This is a genomic window from Acinetobacter sp. WCHAc060042 (assembly GCF_003231195.1).
GTDB lineage: Bacteria > Pseudomonadota > Gammaproteobacteria > Pseudomonadales > Moraxellaceae > Acinetobacter.
Genome location: NZ_QKVN01000020.1, coordinates 1 through 15857 on the forward strand (window position 1 = coordinate 1; position 15857 = coordinate 15857).

The 15857-nt window shown below is 40.7% G+C and carries 14 protein-coding genes; 13 read left to right on the forward strand and 1 reads right to left on the reverse strand.

Going from position 1 to position 15857, the window contains the following annotated elements; all coding sequences use genetic code 11:
• The first annotated feature begins 313 nt into the window (after positions 1-313).
• From DPG01_RS09975 to rdgB, 10 genes are all read left to right on the forward strand, one after another.
• Positions 314-2605 carry a TonB-dependent receptor gene (locus tag DPG01_RS09975; protein ID WP_110974981.1) on the forward strand — a complete coding sequence of 764 codons (2292 nt, stop codon included), beginning with the start codon at positions 314-316 and terminating at the stop codon, positions 2603-2605.
• A gap of 119 nt (positions 2606-2724) precedes the next feature.
• The gene (locus tag DPG01_RS09980; protein ID WP_110974982.1) at positions 2725-3408 is read left to right on the forward strand and encodes a Fe2+-dependent dioxygenase; all 684 of its coding nucleotides are present in this window, start codon (positions 2725-2727) and stop codon (positions 3406-3408) included.
• Between the two features lie 375 nt (positions 3409-3783).
• On the forward strand, positions 3784-6108 hold the full coding sequence (locus DPG01_RS09985) for a catecholate siderophore receptor Fiu (RefSeq protein WP_110974983.1): 2325 nt from the start codon (positions 3784-3786) through the stop codon (positions 6106-6108).
• 124 nt (positions 6109-6232) lie between these two features.
• Positions 6233-6916 (forward strand): Fe2+-dependent dioxygenase, encoded by a 684-nt coding sequence (locus tag DPG01_RS09990; RefSeq protein WP_086209943.1) that lies wholly within the window; start codon positions 6233-6235, stop codon positions 6914-6916.
• Positions 6913-8019: an alpha-hydroxy acid oxidase gene (locus DPG01_RS09995; RefSeq protein WP_110974984.1), complete on the forward strand. Its 1107-nt coding sequence runs from the start codon at positions 6913-6915 to the stop codon at positions 8017-8019. The genes DPG01_RS09990 and DPG01_RS09995 overlap by 4 nt, the downstream gene beginning before the upstream one ends.
• 357 nt (positions 8020-8376) lie before the next feature.
• A complete protein-coding gene (gene leuA, locus DPG01_RS10000; RefSeq protein ID WP_110974985.1) occupies positions 8377-10074 on the forward strand; it encodes a 2-isopropylmalate synthase in 1698 nt (565 codons plus the stop codon).
• 101 nt (positions 10075-10175) lie between these two features.
• On the forward strand, positions 10176-11336 hold the full coding sequence (gene metX / locus DPG01_RS10005) for a homoserine O-succinyltransferase MetX (RefSeq protein ID WP_110974986.1): 1161 nt from the start codon (positions 10176-10178) through the stop codon (positions 11334-11336).
• On the forward strand, positions 11336-11929 hold the full coding sequence (gene metW, locus DPG01_RS10010; RefSeq protein ID WP_004979039.1) for a methionine biosynthesis protein MetW: 594 nt from the start codon (positions 11336-11338) through the stop codon (positions 11927-11929). Before metX ends, metW begins: the two co-directional genes overlap by 1 nt.
• On the forward strand, positions 11926-12516 hold the full coding sequence (locus tag DPG01_RS10015) for a tetratricopeptide repeat protein (RefSeq protein ID WP_086209946.1): 591 nt from the start codon (positions 11926-11928) through the stop codon (positions 12514-12516). Before metW ends, DPG01_RS10015 begins: the two co-directional genes overlap by 4 nt.
• Before the next feature lie 104 nt (positions 12517-12620).
• Complete coding sequence (gene rdgB / locus DPG01_RS10020) at positions 12621-13247, forward strand: RdgB/HAM1 family non-canonical purine NTP pyrophosphatase (RefSeq protein WP_086209947.1); 627 nt, start codon at positions 12621-12623, stop codon at positions 13245-13247.
• Between the two features lie 58 nt (positions 13248-13305).
• Here the strand turns inward: rdgB and DPG01_RS10025 are convergent, their stop codons facing one another.
• Positions 13306-14187 (reverse strand): permease, encoded by an 882-nt coding sequence (locus DPG01_RS10025; protein WP_110974987.1) that lies wholly within the window; start codon positions 14185-14187, stop codon positions 13306-13308.
• Positions 14188-14373: 186 nt separating this feature from the next.
• Between DPG01_RS10025 and tatA the strand changes: the two genes are divergently transcribed.
• Genes tatA through tatC form a run of 3 tightly spaced genes read left to right on the forward strand, consistent with a single transcriptional unit; the run spans position 14374 to position 15800 of the window.
• Positions 14374-14592, forward strand: a complete 219-nt coding sequence (tatA, locus tag DPG01_RS10030; protein ID WP_110974988.1) for a Sec-independent protein translocase subunit TatA — start codon at positions 14374-14376, stop codon at positions 14590-14592.
• Between the two features lie 12 nt (positions 14593-14604).
• Entirely contained in the window at positions 14605-15027 is a 423-nt protein-coding gene (gene tatB, locus DPG01_RS10035) for a Sec-independent protein translocase protein TatB (RefSeq protein WP_086209949.1), read from the forward strand.
• On the forward strand, positions 15024-15800 hold the full coding sequence (gene tatC, locus DPG01_RS10040; protein WP_086209950.1) for a twin-arginine translocase subunit TatC: 777 nt from the start codon (positions 15024-15026) through the stop codon (positions 15798-15800). The genes tatB and tatC overlap by 4 nt, the downstream gene beginning before the upstream one ends.
• Positions 15801-15857 lie beyond the last annotated feature (57 nt).

The window sequence follows — 15857 nt, forward strand, 5'->3', positions numbered from 1 at the left end:
CATGGGAGGTTTTTTGAGAAGCTACATGGAGCATATAGATCCAACACAATTCCTTCATATTCATCAGACATTTTCAAAAATATGACTGATAAAAATATAGATTCTAAATTTCAATAATATTACAAAAATACAATCTACTTTTCCAATAGATATAAAAATCAATTAAATATGTTGATTTTATTATATTATTACATTTATTTTTCCAGTTTAATTCATTCTTAACATCTAAAATTTCAATGTAACAATTAGGAAACAAAAAATAAGAATCATTATTATTCGCATACTAATTTACAACGCTAGAACTAGACTCGTTATGGCCTTCATCAAAACACGTAAAAAGCTGGTTTCTTCAGCAATCGCTTCAACACTTTCAGTGATTGCAGTCAATGCTGTTGCACAAGATCAAGTTACGCAACTAGAAACAATTCACACGGAAGCGGCAGCAGAACAAAGTTTGAAAGTCGATAAATCTGCAAACAGCAAATTTGTTGCTCCCCTACTGGATACTCCAAAGTCTGTTGCTGTTATTTCTAAACAGTTGATTGAAGACACTCAAGTTACAACGTTAAGCGATGCTTTACGTACCGTACCAGGTATTACCCTCGGTGCTGGTGAAGGCGGAAACCCAAATGGAGATCGTCCATTTATCCGTGGTTATAACTCAGAAGGCTCTATATATGTAGATGGTGTAAGAGCAGGAACTTCTCAAAATCGTGAAATGTTTGCAGTAGAGCAAGTCGAAGTAACGAAAGGTTCTTCTTCAATGTTAGGTGGTGGTGGTAATGCCAGCGGTAACATCAACTTAATTTCTAAAGTGGCTAAAAAAGGGGATTCTTTAGAAGGTTCTGTGCAAGCAGGTACTGATGATTACCAACGCATCACTTTAGATGGTAACAAAGACTTCGGCAATGGTATTGCTGCTCGTGTTGCAGTGATGGGACACCACAATAATAAAGCAGGTCAAGGTGATGATGGTTCAGAATACAAACGTGCAGGTATCGCACCAAGTATTACTTTTGGCTTAGATACACCAACTCGTGCCACTTTAAGTTATTATTATTTAAAAACAGATGATACACCTGATGCTGGTGTTCCATACAATAATCCTAACAATTATGCTGCTGGTTCTGGTAAACCAATTGATGTTAAGCAAGGCATTTATTATGGTTGGAAAGATCGTGATTTCCAGAGACAAGAAAACCAAATTGGTACATTTAAATTAGAGCATGATTTAGCAGATAATTTAACAATAACGAATGTTGCAACTTACAGCAAATCAAAAAATGACTATGTATGGACACAGCCCGATGACAGTCAAGGTAACTTTATTAACTCAGCAACAGGCGAATTAAAAAATAAAGGTATCTGGCGTCGTGCCAATACTCGTACAACGGATATTGACACTTTCAGTGACCAGCTTTTTTTAAATGGTAAATTCAATACTGGTGCATTAAAACATAGTTTTATTGCAGGTGCTGAATACTCAAAACTAGATGGTGACAAAGGTACTTATGTCGTTACTGACCCAGCGACAGGAAACAGCACTGCAATTGGTGGTAGTACTACAGCTGGTGCATGCACCCTTGCCAACTCAAATGGTTGGTGTACATCTACATTTAACCCAAATTCAAACGATCCTTTCCTTGGTTCTATACAAGCAAATAAACGTGTAACAAATACAACTACCGAAACTACAGCATTTTACCTCAGTGATCATATTGAGATTACGCCTCAATGGTTGGTAGATTTAGGTGCTCGTTGGGATAAATTTGAAACAGAATTAACAACATATAAAAATGGAACAACTGTTCTTGCAACACCAACTAAAGTAAATAGCGATTCTGATTATTGGAGTTGGAATGGCGGTGTAACATTTAAACCAACAGAAAATGGTAGCATTTATGCAAGCTACTCAACATCTGCAATTCCTGTAGGTATTGATGCAAGTGAGAGCAGTGAAACTACTCCATCTAATGCGATTAAAAATTTAGACCCAGAAAAAGCACGTACATATGAAATTGGGACTAAATGGGATCTATTGAATGACAAACTGAATTTAACCGCATCAATTTTCCGTACTGAAAAGCAAAATACACGTATACAAATTGATCCAACCACATATACAAATGGTGGCGACAGTAAAGTCGATGGTATTGAACTTGGCGTAAATGGCAACCTTACCGATAAATGGGCTGTTTCAGCTGGCTACACGTATTTAGATAGCGAACAGACTAATCCTGGCCCATCTTGTACTCGTGCTGGTGTCTGTACATATCCTAATGCTGCTAAAGGTAAACGTTTACCAAATGTACCTAAAAACTCTGCAACTCTTTGGACAACCTATGCTTTCACTCCTGCATTCACATTAGGTGCTGGTGCAGTTGCTATGGACAAAGTCTATGGTAATACCACCAATACCAAATATGTTCCAGGTTACGTTCGCTACGATGCTATGGCACGTTATAACGTTAACAAAAATGTGAATCTTCAGTTAAATATTAATAACTTGACTGATACACGTTACTTCACTAAAGCGTATGCTTCTCACTATGCAACTGAAGCTGAAGGTCGTAGCGCAATACTGTCTTTGAACTTCAAATACTAAGTGAACCGACTGAATCTCATGCATTCATGATCGAATTATATAAAAATAGCCTCTCTTTGAGGCTATTTTTATATATGCTTAAATATTAAAGATGTTTTTCCTTTTCAGCAGGCCGTATTGTGATCCACCATATTCCCCATGTGTTAAGCAAAGAACAAGTACAATACTTTCGCAGTGAAATGTCGAAAGTCGAATGGATTGATGGAAAAAAAACCACAGGATCACTCTCAAAAAATGTAAAACAAAACCAACAACTCCCTGAAGATCACCCTCTCACTCAACACTTAGGCAATATCATTCTAGAAGCACTCGGAAAGCATCCATTATTTCTATCCGCCGCCCTACCCTTAGATATTTTACCACCTTACTTTAACCGCTATGAACAGGGGGAAACCTTTGGCTTCCATGTCGATAATGCCATTCGTTGGATTGCTGGAAGCAAAGATCGGATTCGTACCGATTTATCCTGTACTGTTTTTTTGAGTGAGCCTGACGAATATGAAGGCGGAGATTTGGTCGTAGAAGATACTTATGGTTATCATGAAGTAAAACTACCTGCTGGAGATATGATTCTATATCCATCGACTAGCGTACACGAAGTCACCCCTGTAACTCAGGGTTGCCGCGTGGCTTCATTCTTTTGGGTTCAAAGTATGATTCGTGATGATGCTGATCGTCATATCTTGTTTAATCTTGACCAAACTATCCAAAACCTACGTGTGCAACTGAGCGACCAACATGAAGAGGTGGTAAAGCTCACTAGCCTGTATCATAATCTGATGCGAAAATGGGCTGAGATTTAAGTAAAACTAATAGAATTAGTCCATTTTGAAGCATGGATTGACTATGCTTCAATGGAAGCCATGTACTTTCCATATAATTATAAGATATTGGTTTAAATATATTTTTACCATTTGTTTTAATTCACCATTATATTTAGTTTACTTTTCACTAATCATTATTGTTTTCCTTAATTAATAAAGATTTATTAAACATTATTTCCATACATACAAATGAGTTTTTCAGCTTAAAGACCATTGTTAACGATAATTATTATCAATAGAATTCGCAACCACAGTTACATAGCTTAACAATACCTCCATGATTACTGCACTTTATGGTTCGACCCGAACTGAGCAGTGATGGAACTCTGTCGTATATTATTTGGGACACCGACAATGGCAAAAATCAAAAGCCGTAAACATAACCGTACTGCACAATTTGTTGCATTAGCAGCTTCTCTCCCACTGATGGCACATGCAGCAACGCCAACAAAAGATGATTCAACTGTGCTACCTACCATTACAGTGAAGTCGGAAGTCGAAAGTAAATACAAAACAGACAAAGTTAGTTCTGCAAAATACACCCAACCTTTAGTTGATACACCACAAACGATTTCTGTAATTAAAAAAGAATTACTCAAAGAACAAGGTGCAACATCTCTAACTGAAGCATTACGTAATACACCAGGAATTACATTACAACTTGGGGAAAATGGTAATACCAGTGCAGGCGATTCTTTTCAAATGCGTGGATTCGACACCAAAAACTCAATTTATGTCGATGGCATTCGTGATATTGGCGCCGTGAGCCGTGATATCTATAATCTTGAGCAAATTGAAGTCATTAAAGGACCATCAGGGGCAGAAGCTGGTCGTGGTGGTGCGGGTGGATATATTAATCTCGTCAGCAAATTACCGCATTTAGAAAACAGCCAAGAAGTTTCTGCAACTTACAATACCGCAGAACATGCACGTCTTACTGCAGACATCAACCAAGCCCTTTCTGAAGGGTCTGCACTTCGTCTAAATGTAATGGGTCAGCAAGGCGGGGTAGATGGTCGTGACTATGTAGAAAATAATGGTTATGCCATCGCTCCATCTATTGCTTTTGGCTTAGATAGCGATACACGTTTTTATTTATATTCACAGCATATAGTACAAAACAATATCCCAGATGGTGGTATTCCAACCATTGGCATGGACGGCTTTTACTACAACAACACGGATACAAAACTAACCCAAGCTCAAAGAGACATCATCAATACTGCTGTGAATGCAGCAGAACCTGTTGATCGTGAGAACTTCTACGGTAGCGTTAATGATTATGAAGACGTTGAAGCCCACATGTTTACAGCCAAAGTTGAAAGTGATCTAAGCAAAGGTGTGAAACTCACCAATATTTCAAGATTTGGTAAAACTGAAATGAATCGCGTCTTAACGGGAGTGAATGCTTTAGTCATTAGCAATCTTGCAACACCTAAAGATCCAGACTCATGGTCTGTAGCTCGAACTCGCCAAGGGGTCGATCAAGAAAATAAGATTTTGACCAACCAAACTACACTCAACATCAACACTCAAACGGGTGCGATTGAACATGACATCGTTGCTGGTTTAGAGCTCTTACGCGAAGAACAATACAATAAAACATTAAGCACACAAACCCCAGGGAAAGCTGCTCCAAGCATTACATCTGCAAGTTTATACACACCTAACCCTTATCAAAATTTACCAGACCTCGTCTACACGGGGGCATATGCCAATGGCCAAACAGATACTGTCGCGGCCTATTTATTTGATACTTTAAAATTTGGCGAACGTTTCCAGCTTAATGGTGGGGTCCGTGTCGATTATTACGACACCCAATCCGATGCTTTAACCGTCACGACGAATTCTTCTACTTTAGCCGTGACCCGCACACCAAGCCAGTTGAGTACGCATGGTACACTGGTCAGTTGGAAACTCGGTTCTGTGTTTAAACCAACCCCTGCAAGTAGTGTGTATGCTTCTTATGCGAAATCATTAACACCACCAGGTACGGCATTCGTTCTCAACAATAGTGCCAGCTCAGCCGCAAATGCTGCGAATGATCCAACTGTTAAGCCACAGGAAACCCATCATTATGAAATTGGGACAAAATGGACATTCAATGAAGACAAACTCATTTTAACTGCTGCGGCTTACCATACAGAAAATGAAAACCAAATTACTCAAGATCCGATTAGCTTACTGTACATTCCTGAAGGAAAAACAACAGTTAAAGGTTTAGAGTTAGGTGCTGTTGGTCAATTGACACGTGCGTGGAATGTCTCAGCAGGTGTTGCCTTTATGGACACAGAACAAGAGAACCAGCAAACCTATAATGCAACGACTAAAGTGTGGACTGAAAATGATTCAGTTCGCTGGTCGCCTGACTGGACTGCAACGTTGTGGACGACTTATAGCGTAGCTGGTTTTAGAGCGGGTCTTGGAGCGCGTTATGTAGATGAACAAAAGCGTGCAATTAGCACAGGTTCAACCGCAACAACAACCATGCCTGTTATTCCAAGTTATGTCGTATTTGATGCCTTACTAGGTTATACCTTTAATGAACATGCCTCATTAAACCTGAACATCTACAATCTTGCAGATAAAGATTACATTAGTACGCTTAATAATAGCGGTGCACGATTAGTAATGGGACAACCACGCTCTGCGGCACTGACCTTTAACTATAAGTTCTAAGAACCAAGCTAAAACGCGTTTAGACCTCAAACAAATGTAGTGTATTATCCCAATACACTACATTTTTACATTCAAATCTATCTTAGCCAATGGCCAGCTTGTCCCAAGGGGAGCCTAAAACGATATGATGCTACATATTCCAGCTGTGTTAACCAAACAACAAGTAGCGCAAATTCGACACCAACTGGATCATAGCCATGCATGGGTTTCAGGACAGGATAGCGCAGGTGCACAAGCACAAAAAATTAAAAGTAACTTACAAATTGATGTACATAGTGCAATTTATCAAACACTTCACCCTATACTTTCACAAGCCATCCAACAAAACACTTTAATTCGATCTGCAACTTTGGCAAAACATGTATTAACCCCCATGTTTAATTGCTATCAATCCCTTGGCGCATACGGCAACCACGTGGATAGTGCAATACAGTTTAGCTCGGATGCAGGACAAGCAATTCGTACCGATGTTTCCATCACCGTTTTTCTGTCAGAACCGCATGAATATGAAGGCGGTGAATTAATCATTGAAGATCATTATGGTAGCCATGAAGTCAAACTCGACGCAGGCGATGCGATTATTTACCCTGCAACCAGTCTACATCGTGTTGAACCCGTGACCCAAGGGAAACGAATTGCTTCATTTACGTGGATGCAAAGTATGGTCAAAGATGATTGGCAACGCAGTATGCTATTTAACTTGGACATGACCATCTTAAAACTACGCCAACAGCTCGGGGACAGTGAAGAAGTGCTGAATCTCACTCACCATTATCATAATTTATTACGTCAATGGGCTGACTTATGAACACTGCATCAATCTTAGCACCACTCACCCAAATTCCTGCCTCCCTGCAAACCGTTGCAGACTATGAGCGCCAAGCAGAAAAACATCTGCCAGAAATGGTTTGGCACTATTTGCAAGGTGGTTCAATGGATGAGCTCAGTGTTCAGAATAACCTCGCTCAATTCCAAAACCTGCACTTAATACCACGCATGTTAAGAGATCTCACTCAAGGCAATACGAGCTGTGAAATCTTAGGACAAAGCTTTCCACATCCTATTTTTGTTGCACCGATTGGTCATCAACAGCAGTTTCATCCTGACGCAGAAGCTGCAACCGCGTTGGCGGCTGAAGTACTCGGCAGTAATATGATTTTGAGTACTTTTACCAATACCGATATGCGCACATTCAAATCAGAGAATCCCTACAAATGGTTTCAACTGTACTGGCAAGGTGACCGCGATAAATCTTTGGCTTTGCTTAAACTCGCTGAGGGACAAAATTTCACCGCCATTGTCATCACTGTAGACTCACCACATACAGGGATTCGTGACCGTGAACGTCGTGCATTTTTTCACTTACCTGAAGGCATGCAACACCCACATACCCCTGCTCATATTCCGCTACCTGAACTGCAAGAAGGTGATCATCCCGTGTTTAATGGCCTAATGAAAATTGCCCCTACATGGGAAGATATCGCGTGGATAGTTCAACAGACTGATTTACCCATTCTGTTAAAAGGCATCGTCAGTCCACTCGATGCGCAACTGGCCATTCAACACGGCGTACAAGGCCTGATTGTCTCCAACCACGGTGGTCGCGTTTTAGATACCTGCATTCCCCCATTAAAAGCCTTGCAGCTCATCAAAAAGACCGTACCTAGTGACTTCCCGCTTTTATACGATGGCGGTATTCGTCGCGGTTCAGATGTATTTAAGGCGATTGCCTTAGGTGCTTCCGCAGTTTTAGTTGGGCGACCGTGTATTTATGGTCTGGCCACCGCAGGTGCTTTAGGCGTTGCCCACGTGCTTAAAATCTTAAAAGAAGAGTTTGAAATCACCATGGCTTTGATGGGCACTGCAACCCTTGCAGATATACAGACAGATATGATTATAGAGTTTTCATAACCCTCTATAAATAGCGAATGAAATGAATCAAATTCGTTATTTATAGAAAAATATCAAACACATTGAAAACATATGCGGAAATATTTCCCCTATAGCGCCCAATAGCGGGAAATATTTTTTCAGATACGACTAAAAGCCATAAAAAAAGAAAAATCTTTTCGACTTAACTGCATTAAACTCTTCAATATAAGCTTACAAGGTTACTCACGGTAAATCTAAGTCGTATCAAATATTTACGTTTACAAACACCCTGAAGACTCCCTTGTAAATAGAGCACATAGACACAATCTATATAAATAGTAGGTTGCTTTTTCTTACCCACTCAAATGCAACCCATACTATGTAAGGAGTTACCTCATGATGTTAGCTGATCCAAGTAAAAAATATCGTCGCATGTACCAACGTGTTGACTTGCCGGACCGTCAATGGCCAAACAACGAAATTACAAAAGCGCCTATTTGGATGAGTACTGACCTACGTGATGGTAACCAAGCAATTTTTGAACCGATGGATATGGAACAAAAATTTAAAATGTTCCAAATGTTGGTCAAAATTGGTTTCAAACACATTGAGATCGGTTTCCCTTCTGCATCTCAAATTGACTTTGACTTTACTCGCAAATTGATCGAAGAAAATCACATTCCAGACGATGTCTATATCGAAGTTTTGGTTCAAGCACGTGATCATTTGATCCAACGTACTTTTGAATCTTTAGTCGGCGCAAAACGTGCGATTGTGCATATTTATAATTCAAATGCCCCAACCTTCCGTCAAAAAGTCTTAAATGTCGATGTTGCGGGTGCGAAAAAATTAGCAGTTAATGCAGCGACCAAAGTTAAAGAATATGCAGCACAATATCCTGAAACGGAGTGGATATTCCAATACAGCCCAGAGTGTTTCTCTGCAACCGAATTAGACGTTGCAAAAGACGTGTGTGATGCAGTCACGGAAATTTGGGAAGCATCTCCAAGCAATAAAGTAATCTTAAACTTACCTGCAACAGTTGAAGTTTCAACACCGAATGTTTATGCAGACCAAGTCGAATGGATGCACCGTAACATTGAACGTCGTGATGGTGTCATCATTTCGGTACACTGTCACAACGACCGCGGCTGTGGGATTGCGGCATCAGAATTGGCGATTATGGCCGGTGCAGACCGTGTCGAAGGTTGTGTGTTTGGTAATGGCGAACGCACAGGTAATGTCGATGTTGCTGCAATTGCCTTGAACATGTATACCCAAGGCGTTGCACCAAACTTAGATTTCTCAAATATTAATGAAATTATTGCAACGGTAGAAGAATGTACAGGCTTGCCTGTTCACCCTCGCCACCCTTATGCAGGTGACTTGGTCTTCACAGCTTTCTCTGGTTCACACCAAGATGCCATCAAAAAAGGCTTCGAGTTCCAAAAGAACGAAGAAATTTGGGATATGCCGTACTTACCTATCGACCCGAAAGACTTGGGTCGCGACTATGATGCTGTAATCCGCGTCAACTCACAGTCTGGTAAAGGCGGTATTGCTTACTTGTTAGAAGCAAATTACAACGTGGTCTTGCCACGTCGTATCCAAATTGAATTCTCTCAAACCGTACAAAAACGTACCGATGAAGAAGGCACTGAAATTACCGCACAAGAAATTTGGAAATTGTTCAAAGAAACCTATGTGAATACCAAAGATACACATTATTCAACCAAAAACTACCGTTTATATGACAACAACGGCAAGCAAGTGGTTGAACTTGATGTTGAAGTAAATGGTGAAACGCAGCAATTACGTGGTGAAGGCAACGGCCCGATTTCTGCAATGTTAGATGCTTTACAGTTACCAATTGATGTCTTGAGCTATGAAGAGCGTGGTATTAGTTCGGGTGCCAATGCAAAAGCACTGGCTTTGGTTGAATTACAAGTCAAAGGCACAGGCAAATCAGCATTCGGTGCAGGTATTCACGACAACATTGTGACCTCATCTATCGAAGCGATTATTGCGTGTACCAACCGCTTAATTGATCAAGGTGTGTTAAGCACAGATCAAGTCATTGCTGCTGCGGTATAAGTATTAGCAATAATAATTAGCACTAAAATGACTTTAGAAGGATACCCTCAAGTGGTATCCTTTTGTTTATTAATCCCAAAGATTTAAGGCGTATTATTCCTGTGTCTTTTCCTGCTGACTCCGTGGGTATCGTTACTCCACAAAAGTTTACTTTTGAAGAGCCGTTAGAGCTCGAATGCGGTCGTATTCTTCCTCGTTATGAATTGATGGTTGAAACCTATGGGGAACTCAATGCAGATAAATCCAATGCGATTTTAATTTGCCATGCGCTATCAGGACATCATCACGCCGCGGGTTATCATCATGCCGATGATAAAAAACCGGGTTGGTGGGATGCTTGTATTGGCCCAGGTAAAGCGATTGACACCTCGAAATTTTTCGTGCTTGCACTGAACAATATTGGCGGTTGTAATGGTTCTACGGGTCCAACTTCGCCAAACCCTGAAAATGACAACCGCCCTTATGGCCCAGACTTTCCTTTAGTCACCGTCCGTGACTGGGTTAAAACCCAAGCCATTTTATCTGATCATCTGGGCATTCAGGTTTGGAGTGCGGTGATTGGCGGTTCATTGGGTGGTATGCAAGCCTTGCAATGGTCGGTTGATTATCCTGATCGCTTGCAAAAATGCGTGATTATTGCCAGTGCGCCGAAATTATCGGCTCAGAATATTGCCTTTAACGAAGTCGCACGCCAGTCAATTTTGTCTGATCCAGACTTCCATGATGGTCGCTATCTTGAAAATGACAGCTATCCAAAACGTGGCCTAATTTTGGCACGCATGGTCGGTCATATTACCTACTTATCTGAAGAAGCCATGAAGCAGAAATTTGGTCGTGACCTAAAGTCAGGCAAATTTATGTATGGTTTCGATGTCGAGTTCCAAGTCGAAAGCTATTTGCGTTATCAAGGTGAGCAATTTAGCCGTAACTTTGATGCCAACACTTACCTGATTATGACCAAAGCTTTGGATTATTTTGATCCTGCGCGTGAGTATGAGCAGTCTTTAGTTAAAGCCATGTCACAGACCAAATGTCAGTTCCTCGTGGTGTCCTTTACCACCGACTGGCGTTTTACCCCGCAACGCTCACAAGAAATTGTGGATGCGCTGATCACCAACCACAAACCGGTGAGCTATTTAGATATCGATGCTGAACAAGGCCATGACTCATTCCTGTTCCCGATTCCTTTGTATGTAAAAGCATTACGTGCATTTCTGGGCGGTTCTGAACACCTTCAAGCAACATCTCAGGAGGCTGTGTAATGCGTATTGATCATCAACTGGCAGAAAAATGGATCAAACCTGATTCCAGCGTACTCGATTTGGGCTGTGGTGACGGTGAATTACTGGCCCATATGAGCAAAAAGCACAATATTCGCGCATATGGACTGGAAATTGATCAAGAAAAGATTGCAATTGCGGTCGGTCGCGGGTTAAATATTATCCAACAAGACTTAAACTTGGGTTTAAGCCGTTTTGCAGACCAGTCTTTTGACTATGTCGTTATGGCACAAGCCTTGCAAGCGGTAGATGCACCAGATGTTTTATTACGTGACATGGTGCGCGTAGGGAAACAGGCAATCATTACATTTCCTAACTTTGCCCACTGGAAGACCCGTTCTTTCTTGGCACTGAAAGGAATGATGCCCGTTTCTGAAGCTTTGCCGTACATGTGGTATAACACACCCAATATCCACTTATGTACTTTCCGTGATTTTGAAGCACTTTGTGCGGAAAATAACATCAGAATTATTAATCGACTCGCTGTAAATGGGGATCAACAAGATAGTTTACTCAGTAAACGTCTCCCGAATTTGTTTGGTGAAGTCGCAATTTATCGAGTGAGCGCTCTATGAAAAAACTATTCTTAAGCACGACGCTACTGGTTGGACTTTTGAGCATTCAAGCTCATGCAGATTATGTTTCCCCAACCACGTCTGTTGCGAGTCAAGCTGCACAATATTCTGTTATGGATATCAATAGCTTAATTAAAGCAGCAAAAGCAGGCCAGCCTGCTGCACAGTTCTATCTTGCAACCAAGTACCAACAAGGCAAAGACATTGCTGCAGATGAACGACAGGCTTTTGCTTGGTATAAAGCTGCTGCTGATCAAGGTCTTTCGGCGGCTCAGCTGAATGTGGGACGTATGCTTGCAGATGGTCTAGGCACCAAAAAAGATGAATCTTTAGCACGTCAATACTTTGAAAAAGCAGCCAGCCGTGGTGATAACCGCGCAAGCTTTAACTTAGCCATGATGGAAGAGCAAAAGAAAAATTACATGGGTGCTTACCAATGGTATGAACTTTCAACCCGTGATGGCATGCTCGACAATAAAGTAATCACGCTTTCTGAAGGCAAGAAAACAGCCTTGGCAGCAAACTTAACCCAAGATCAAATTCGTCAAGCACGTGACCGTGCAGACAAATGGATTCAAGCCCAATAAGCTTTTATTTCCATACTCAGCACCTTCGGGTGCTTTTTTATTGCCTATCCATGAGTAGGACTTGTTAAAATAACCGCATAAGTTTTAAAGCACGGATCTTTCACATGGCATCAACTGATTGGTTATCTCAAGGCACGCTAGTCCTCGCAAGCAATAACAAAGGCAAAATTGCTGAATTTGAAAAATTATTTGCAGAACTCAACTTACCTGTCGAAGTGATTGCTCAAGGTAAATTGAATATTGAAGATGCCATTGAAGATGGTTTGAGCTTTATTGAAAATGCCATCATTAAAGCACGCCATGCCTCTAAAATTTCAGGAAAACCTGCCATTGCAGATGACTCAGGGATTTGTGTTCCAGTGTTAGGTGGTGCACCTGGGATTTACTCTGCGCGTTATGCAGGTGAACACGGCGATGATGCTGCCAATAACCAAAAACTATTGGCTGAGCTCAAGCCATTGCGTAAAGACGATCAAGTGATTGAAGGCATGTTTGTATGCGTTTTAGCCTTAGTACAACATGCCGATGATCCTCTTCCTCAAATTTTCCAAGGCATTTGGAAAGGTGAAGTACTCGAAGCTGCTCGCGGTGAAAATGGGTTTGGTTATGACCCACTGTTTTGGTTACCGAACTTAGGGCTATCAAGTGCAGAAATGAGCAAAGAAGAAAAAAATAAAATCAGCCATCGTGGTCAGGCGATGCAACTGTTTAAAGCCAGTTTGAAACACTAAAATCTAGCTTTACAATAGATCCCTCTCCTCCTTTTCAAAGATCAGGATGAGGGATTCTTTATAAACTCGGAATCAAAGCATGGATCAGTAAACCATACGCACCAATCAATATCGCACTGGCAATCGTACCTGATGCAATGTATTTCGCAGAATGTCCTGTACCTTGATAATATGTTTCTAAAGCCACAATATTTGCCGCTGGTGGCAATAAAAAGAACATCAACATAATGGCATAAGTCAAAACCACATGCGGAATGGGTAACCAAAAATACGCCACAGTACACAATAAAACGGCAATTAACATCCGACTAAAAATCAAAACGAGGCTCTGTTTTAAGTCGATCCAATGAATCCTGACTTTACTCAGCCACATGCCCAAAACACACATCCCTGAAAACGTCACCAAAACTTTATTTAACTGATACAGAAACTGAATCACTGGATGATGTTCCCACAGACTTAAATCCCAAACTGACAGTACAGCTGCGACACAAAGCGCAACTACAGGCGGAGAAAGGAGGACATTTTTTAAAATAAACTTTGGATCTTGCTTGGTTTCACTCACTGCAATTACGGCGCAAATATTACCAAAAAGTGACCCTCCAATATACAAAGCGACAATCGTGCTACTGGCTTCAGGGCCAAATATCGCCAAGGCAAATGGAAAACCCAACCATGCGCCATTTAAATAACTCAAACACAGTACACGTAATTTATCTTTAAGCATGGCATAAAAGATAACAAAGAAAAAAATAGAGCTAAAAAAGCTAAATGCAATCAGCCACAGACTTCCCTCTTTGTAAAACACCATGTTGTAGATAATGACAACAGGAATCAGCAAACGTGCCAATAATGAAGCTAAAAGTGCACGAAACGATTTTAGCTTTTCGGCTCCCCAGTACCCGATCAGAAATGAAATGAGAGGAAGAATGAGCGCCATTGAGTTATTTTTTCATATAGAGAAAGGCTAAATCCTAGCACAGTCATAACGATCCAATAGGTGAAAGTTCACTTTTCTAAATGTCTTTTTTATCGCATGTTGTCTTGAAACTGAAATATGACCGTCACCTCCATGTCATACAAGCCTGTTGATATAGGGAAAACGAAAAATGATGAGGAACGACCCATGGCGGGATTATCAATTTGGCATGTACTAATTTTTGCAATTGTTGTGATTCTTCTTTTTGGTACAGCCAAACTCAAAAACTTAGGTAAAGACGTTGGTGGTGCTGTAAAAGACTTTAAAAAGTCGATTCGAGATGATGAAACAGAACAAGCACAGTTAAATGAGCCAAAAACAATTGATGCTCATGTCAAAAGTAAAGAAAGTACGATCAAAAGCTAAGCGAGCATTGCCATGCTAAATGTCGGTATGACAGAACTATTATGCTTCGCTATTGTTGCATTATTAGTTTTAGGTCCTGAAAAGCTACCTGAAGCGGCACGCTTTGCAGCCAAATGGTATGGCAAAGCCAAACGCTTTATCAATAGTGTTCAAACAGAAGTCGATCGTGAGCTGAAGCTTTCTGAATTTCGTCAAGAAATCCAAAAAGAAATTGAACGCATGACTGAGTTGGAACAGCGTCTACAAAAGCAGCTTGATCATCTCAGTCAATCTGCTCCAACGGTCAAAGTTGAAAATGCAATAACCTATAAATATCAGTGGCTAGCCCCTTCTCCTTTAGCCCCATTTTCAATCAACCATCTTAAACAACATGCTACACCTATGCCCAACGCAGCGAATGTACCTATCCAACCTGAATTGAAGATTGCAGTATGAATCAAGTGTCAACAAGGCCCGACTCAAGCACAGGCCAAGATGAACAATTAGAACAAATGCCTGTCATGCAGCACTTAATTGTACTGCGTAAGTACCTATTTAAAATTGTTGGTATTACCCTGTTGTTGTTTTTTTGCCTACTGCCATTTCGTAATACAACCTATCAATTGCTATCAGAGCCATTACGCCAACAACTCCCAGTCAACTCCACCATGATTGCGACAGATGTCACAGCAACATTTATGGCGCCATTTAAATTAAATTTATTTGTTGCGCTGATGTTGGCTATGCCAGTTATCATCTACTTACTTTGGTCATTTGTTCGACCCGCACTCTATGAGAAAGAGCGTTTTTTGGCCATTCCTTTGCTCGTTGGGAGTATTGCACTGTTTTATATTGGCGTAGCCTTCGCCTATTTCATTACCCTTCCAGCCATATTACATTTTTTTATCAGTGTCTCACCTGAAAGTGTTGCACCGATGACAGATATCAATAGTTATCTCAGTTTTTGCCTGAAACTTTTTTTAGTGTTTGGACTCACTTTTGAAATTCCAATTATTACCCTCATCCTGATTTTAATTGGTGTGGTTAGCACTCAAAGTTTGGCTGAAAAGCGTCGCTTTATCGTAGTCGGATGCTTTTTCATTGCCATGTTTGTCACACCTCCTGATGCACTTTCGATGATTATGCTTGCAGTACCGATGTGGTTATTATTTGAAGTTGGTTTATTTTTCGGAAAACTATTAGAAAAAAGAAAAACCATAAGCCACTAAAGCTTAAAAAGAATCAATTTCTCTTCTCTTTCCTCCAACACTGTATGGAGGATTTTT

Coding starts and splice junctions, on each gene's coding strand:
- DPG01_RS09975 (WP_110974981.1), top strand. CDS start 314: ATGGCCTTCATCAAAACACGTAAAAAGCTGGTTTCTTCAGCAATCGCT.
- DPG01_RS09985 (WP_110974983.1), top strand. CDS start 3,784: ATGGCAAAAATCAAAAGCCGTAAACATAACCGTACTGCACAATTTGTT.
- DPG01_RS09990 (WP_086209943.1), top strand. CDS start 6,233: ATGATGCTACATATTCCAGCTGTGTTAACCAAACAACAAGTAGCGCAA.
- DPG01_RS09995 (WP_110974984.1), top strand. CDS start 6,913: ATGAACACTGCATCAATCTTAGCACCACTCACCCAAATTCCTGCCTCC.
- leuA (WP_110974985.1), top strand. CDS start 8,377: ATGATGTTAGCTGATCCAAGTAAAAAATATCGTCGCATGTACCAACGT.
- metW (WP_004979039.1), top strand. CDS start 11,336: ATGCGTATTGATCATCAACTGGCAGAAAAATGGATCAAACCTGATTCC.
- DPG01_RS10015 (WP_086209946.1), top strand. CDS start 11,926: ATGAAAAAACTATTCTTAAGCACGACGCTACTGGTTGGACTTTTGAGC.
- rdgB (WP_086209947.1), top strand. CDS start 12,621: ATGGCATCAACTGATTGGTTATCTCAAGGCACGCTAGTCCTCGCAAGC.
- DPG01_RS10025 (WP_110974987.1), bottom strand. CDS start 14,187: ATGGCGCTCATTCTTCCTCTCATTTCATTTCTGATCGGGTACTGGGGA.
- tatA (WP_110974988.1), top strand. CDS start 14,374: ATGGCGGGATTATCAATTTGGCATGTACTAATTTTTGCAATTGTTGTG.
- tatB (WP_086209949.1), top strand. CDS start 14,605: ATGCTAAATGTCGGTATGACAGAACTATTATGCTTCGCTATTGTTGCA.
- tatC (WP_086209950.1), top strand. CDS start 15,024: ATGAATCAAGTGTCAACAAGGCCCGACTCAAGCACAGGCCAAGATGAA.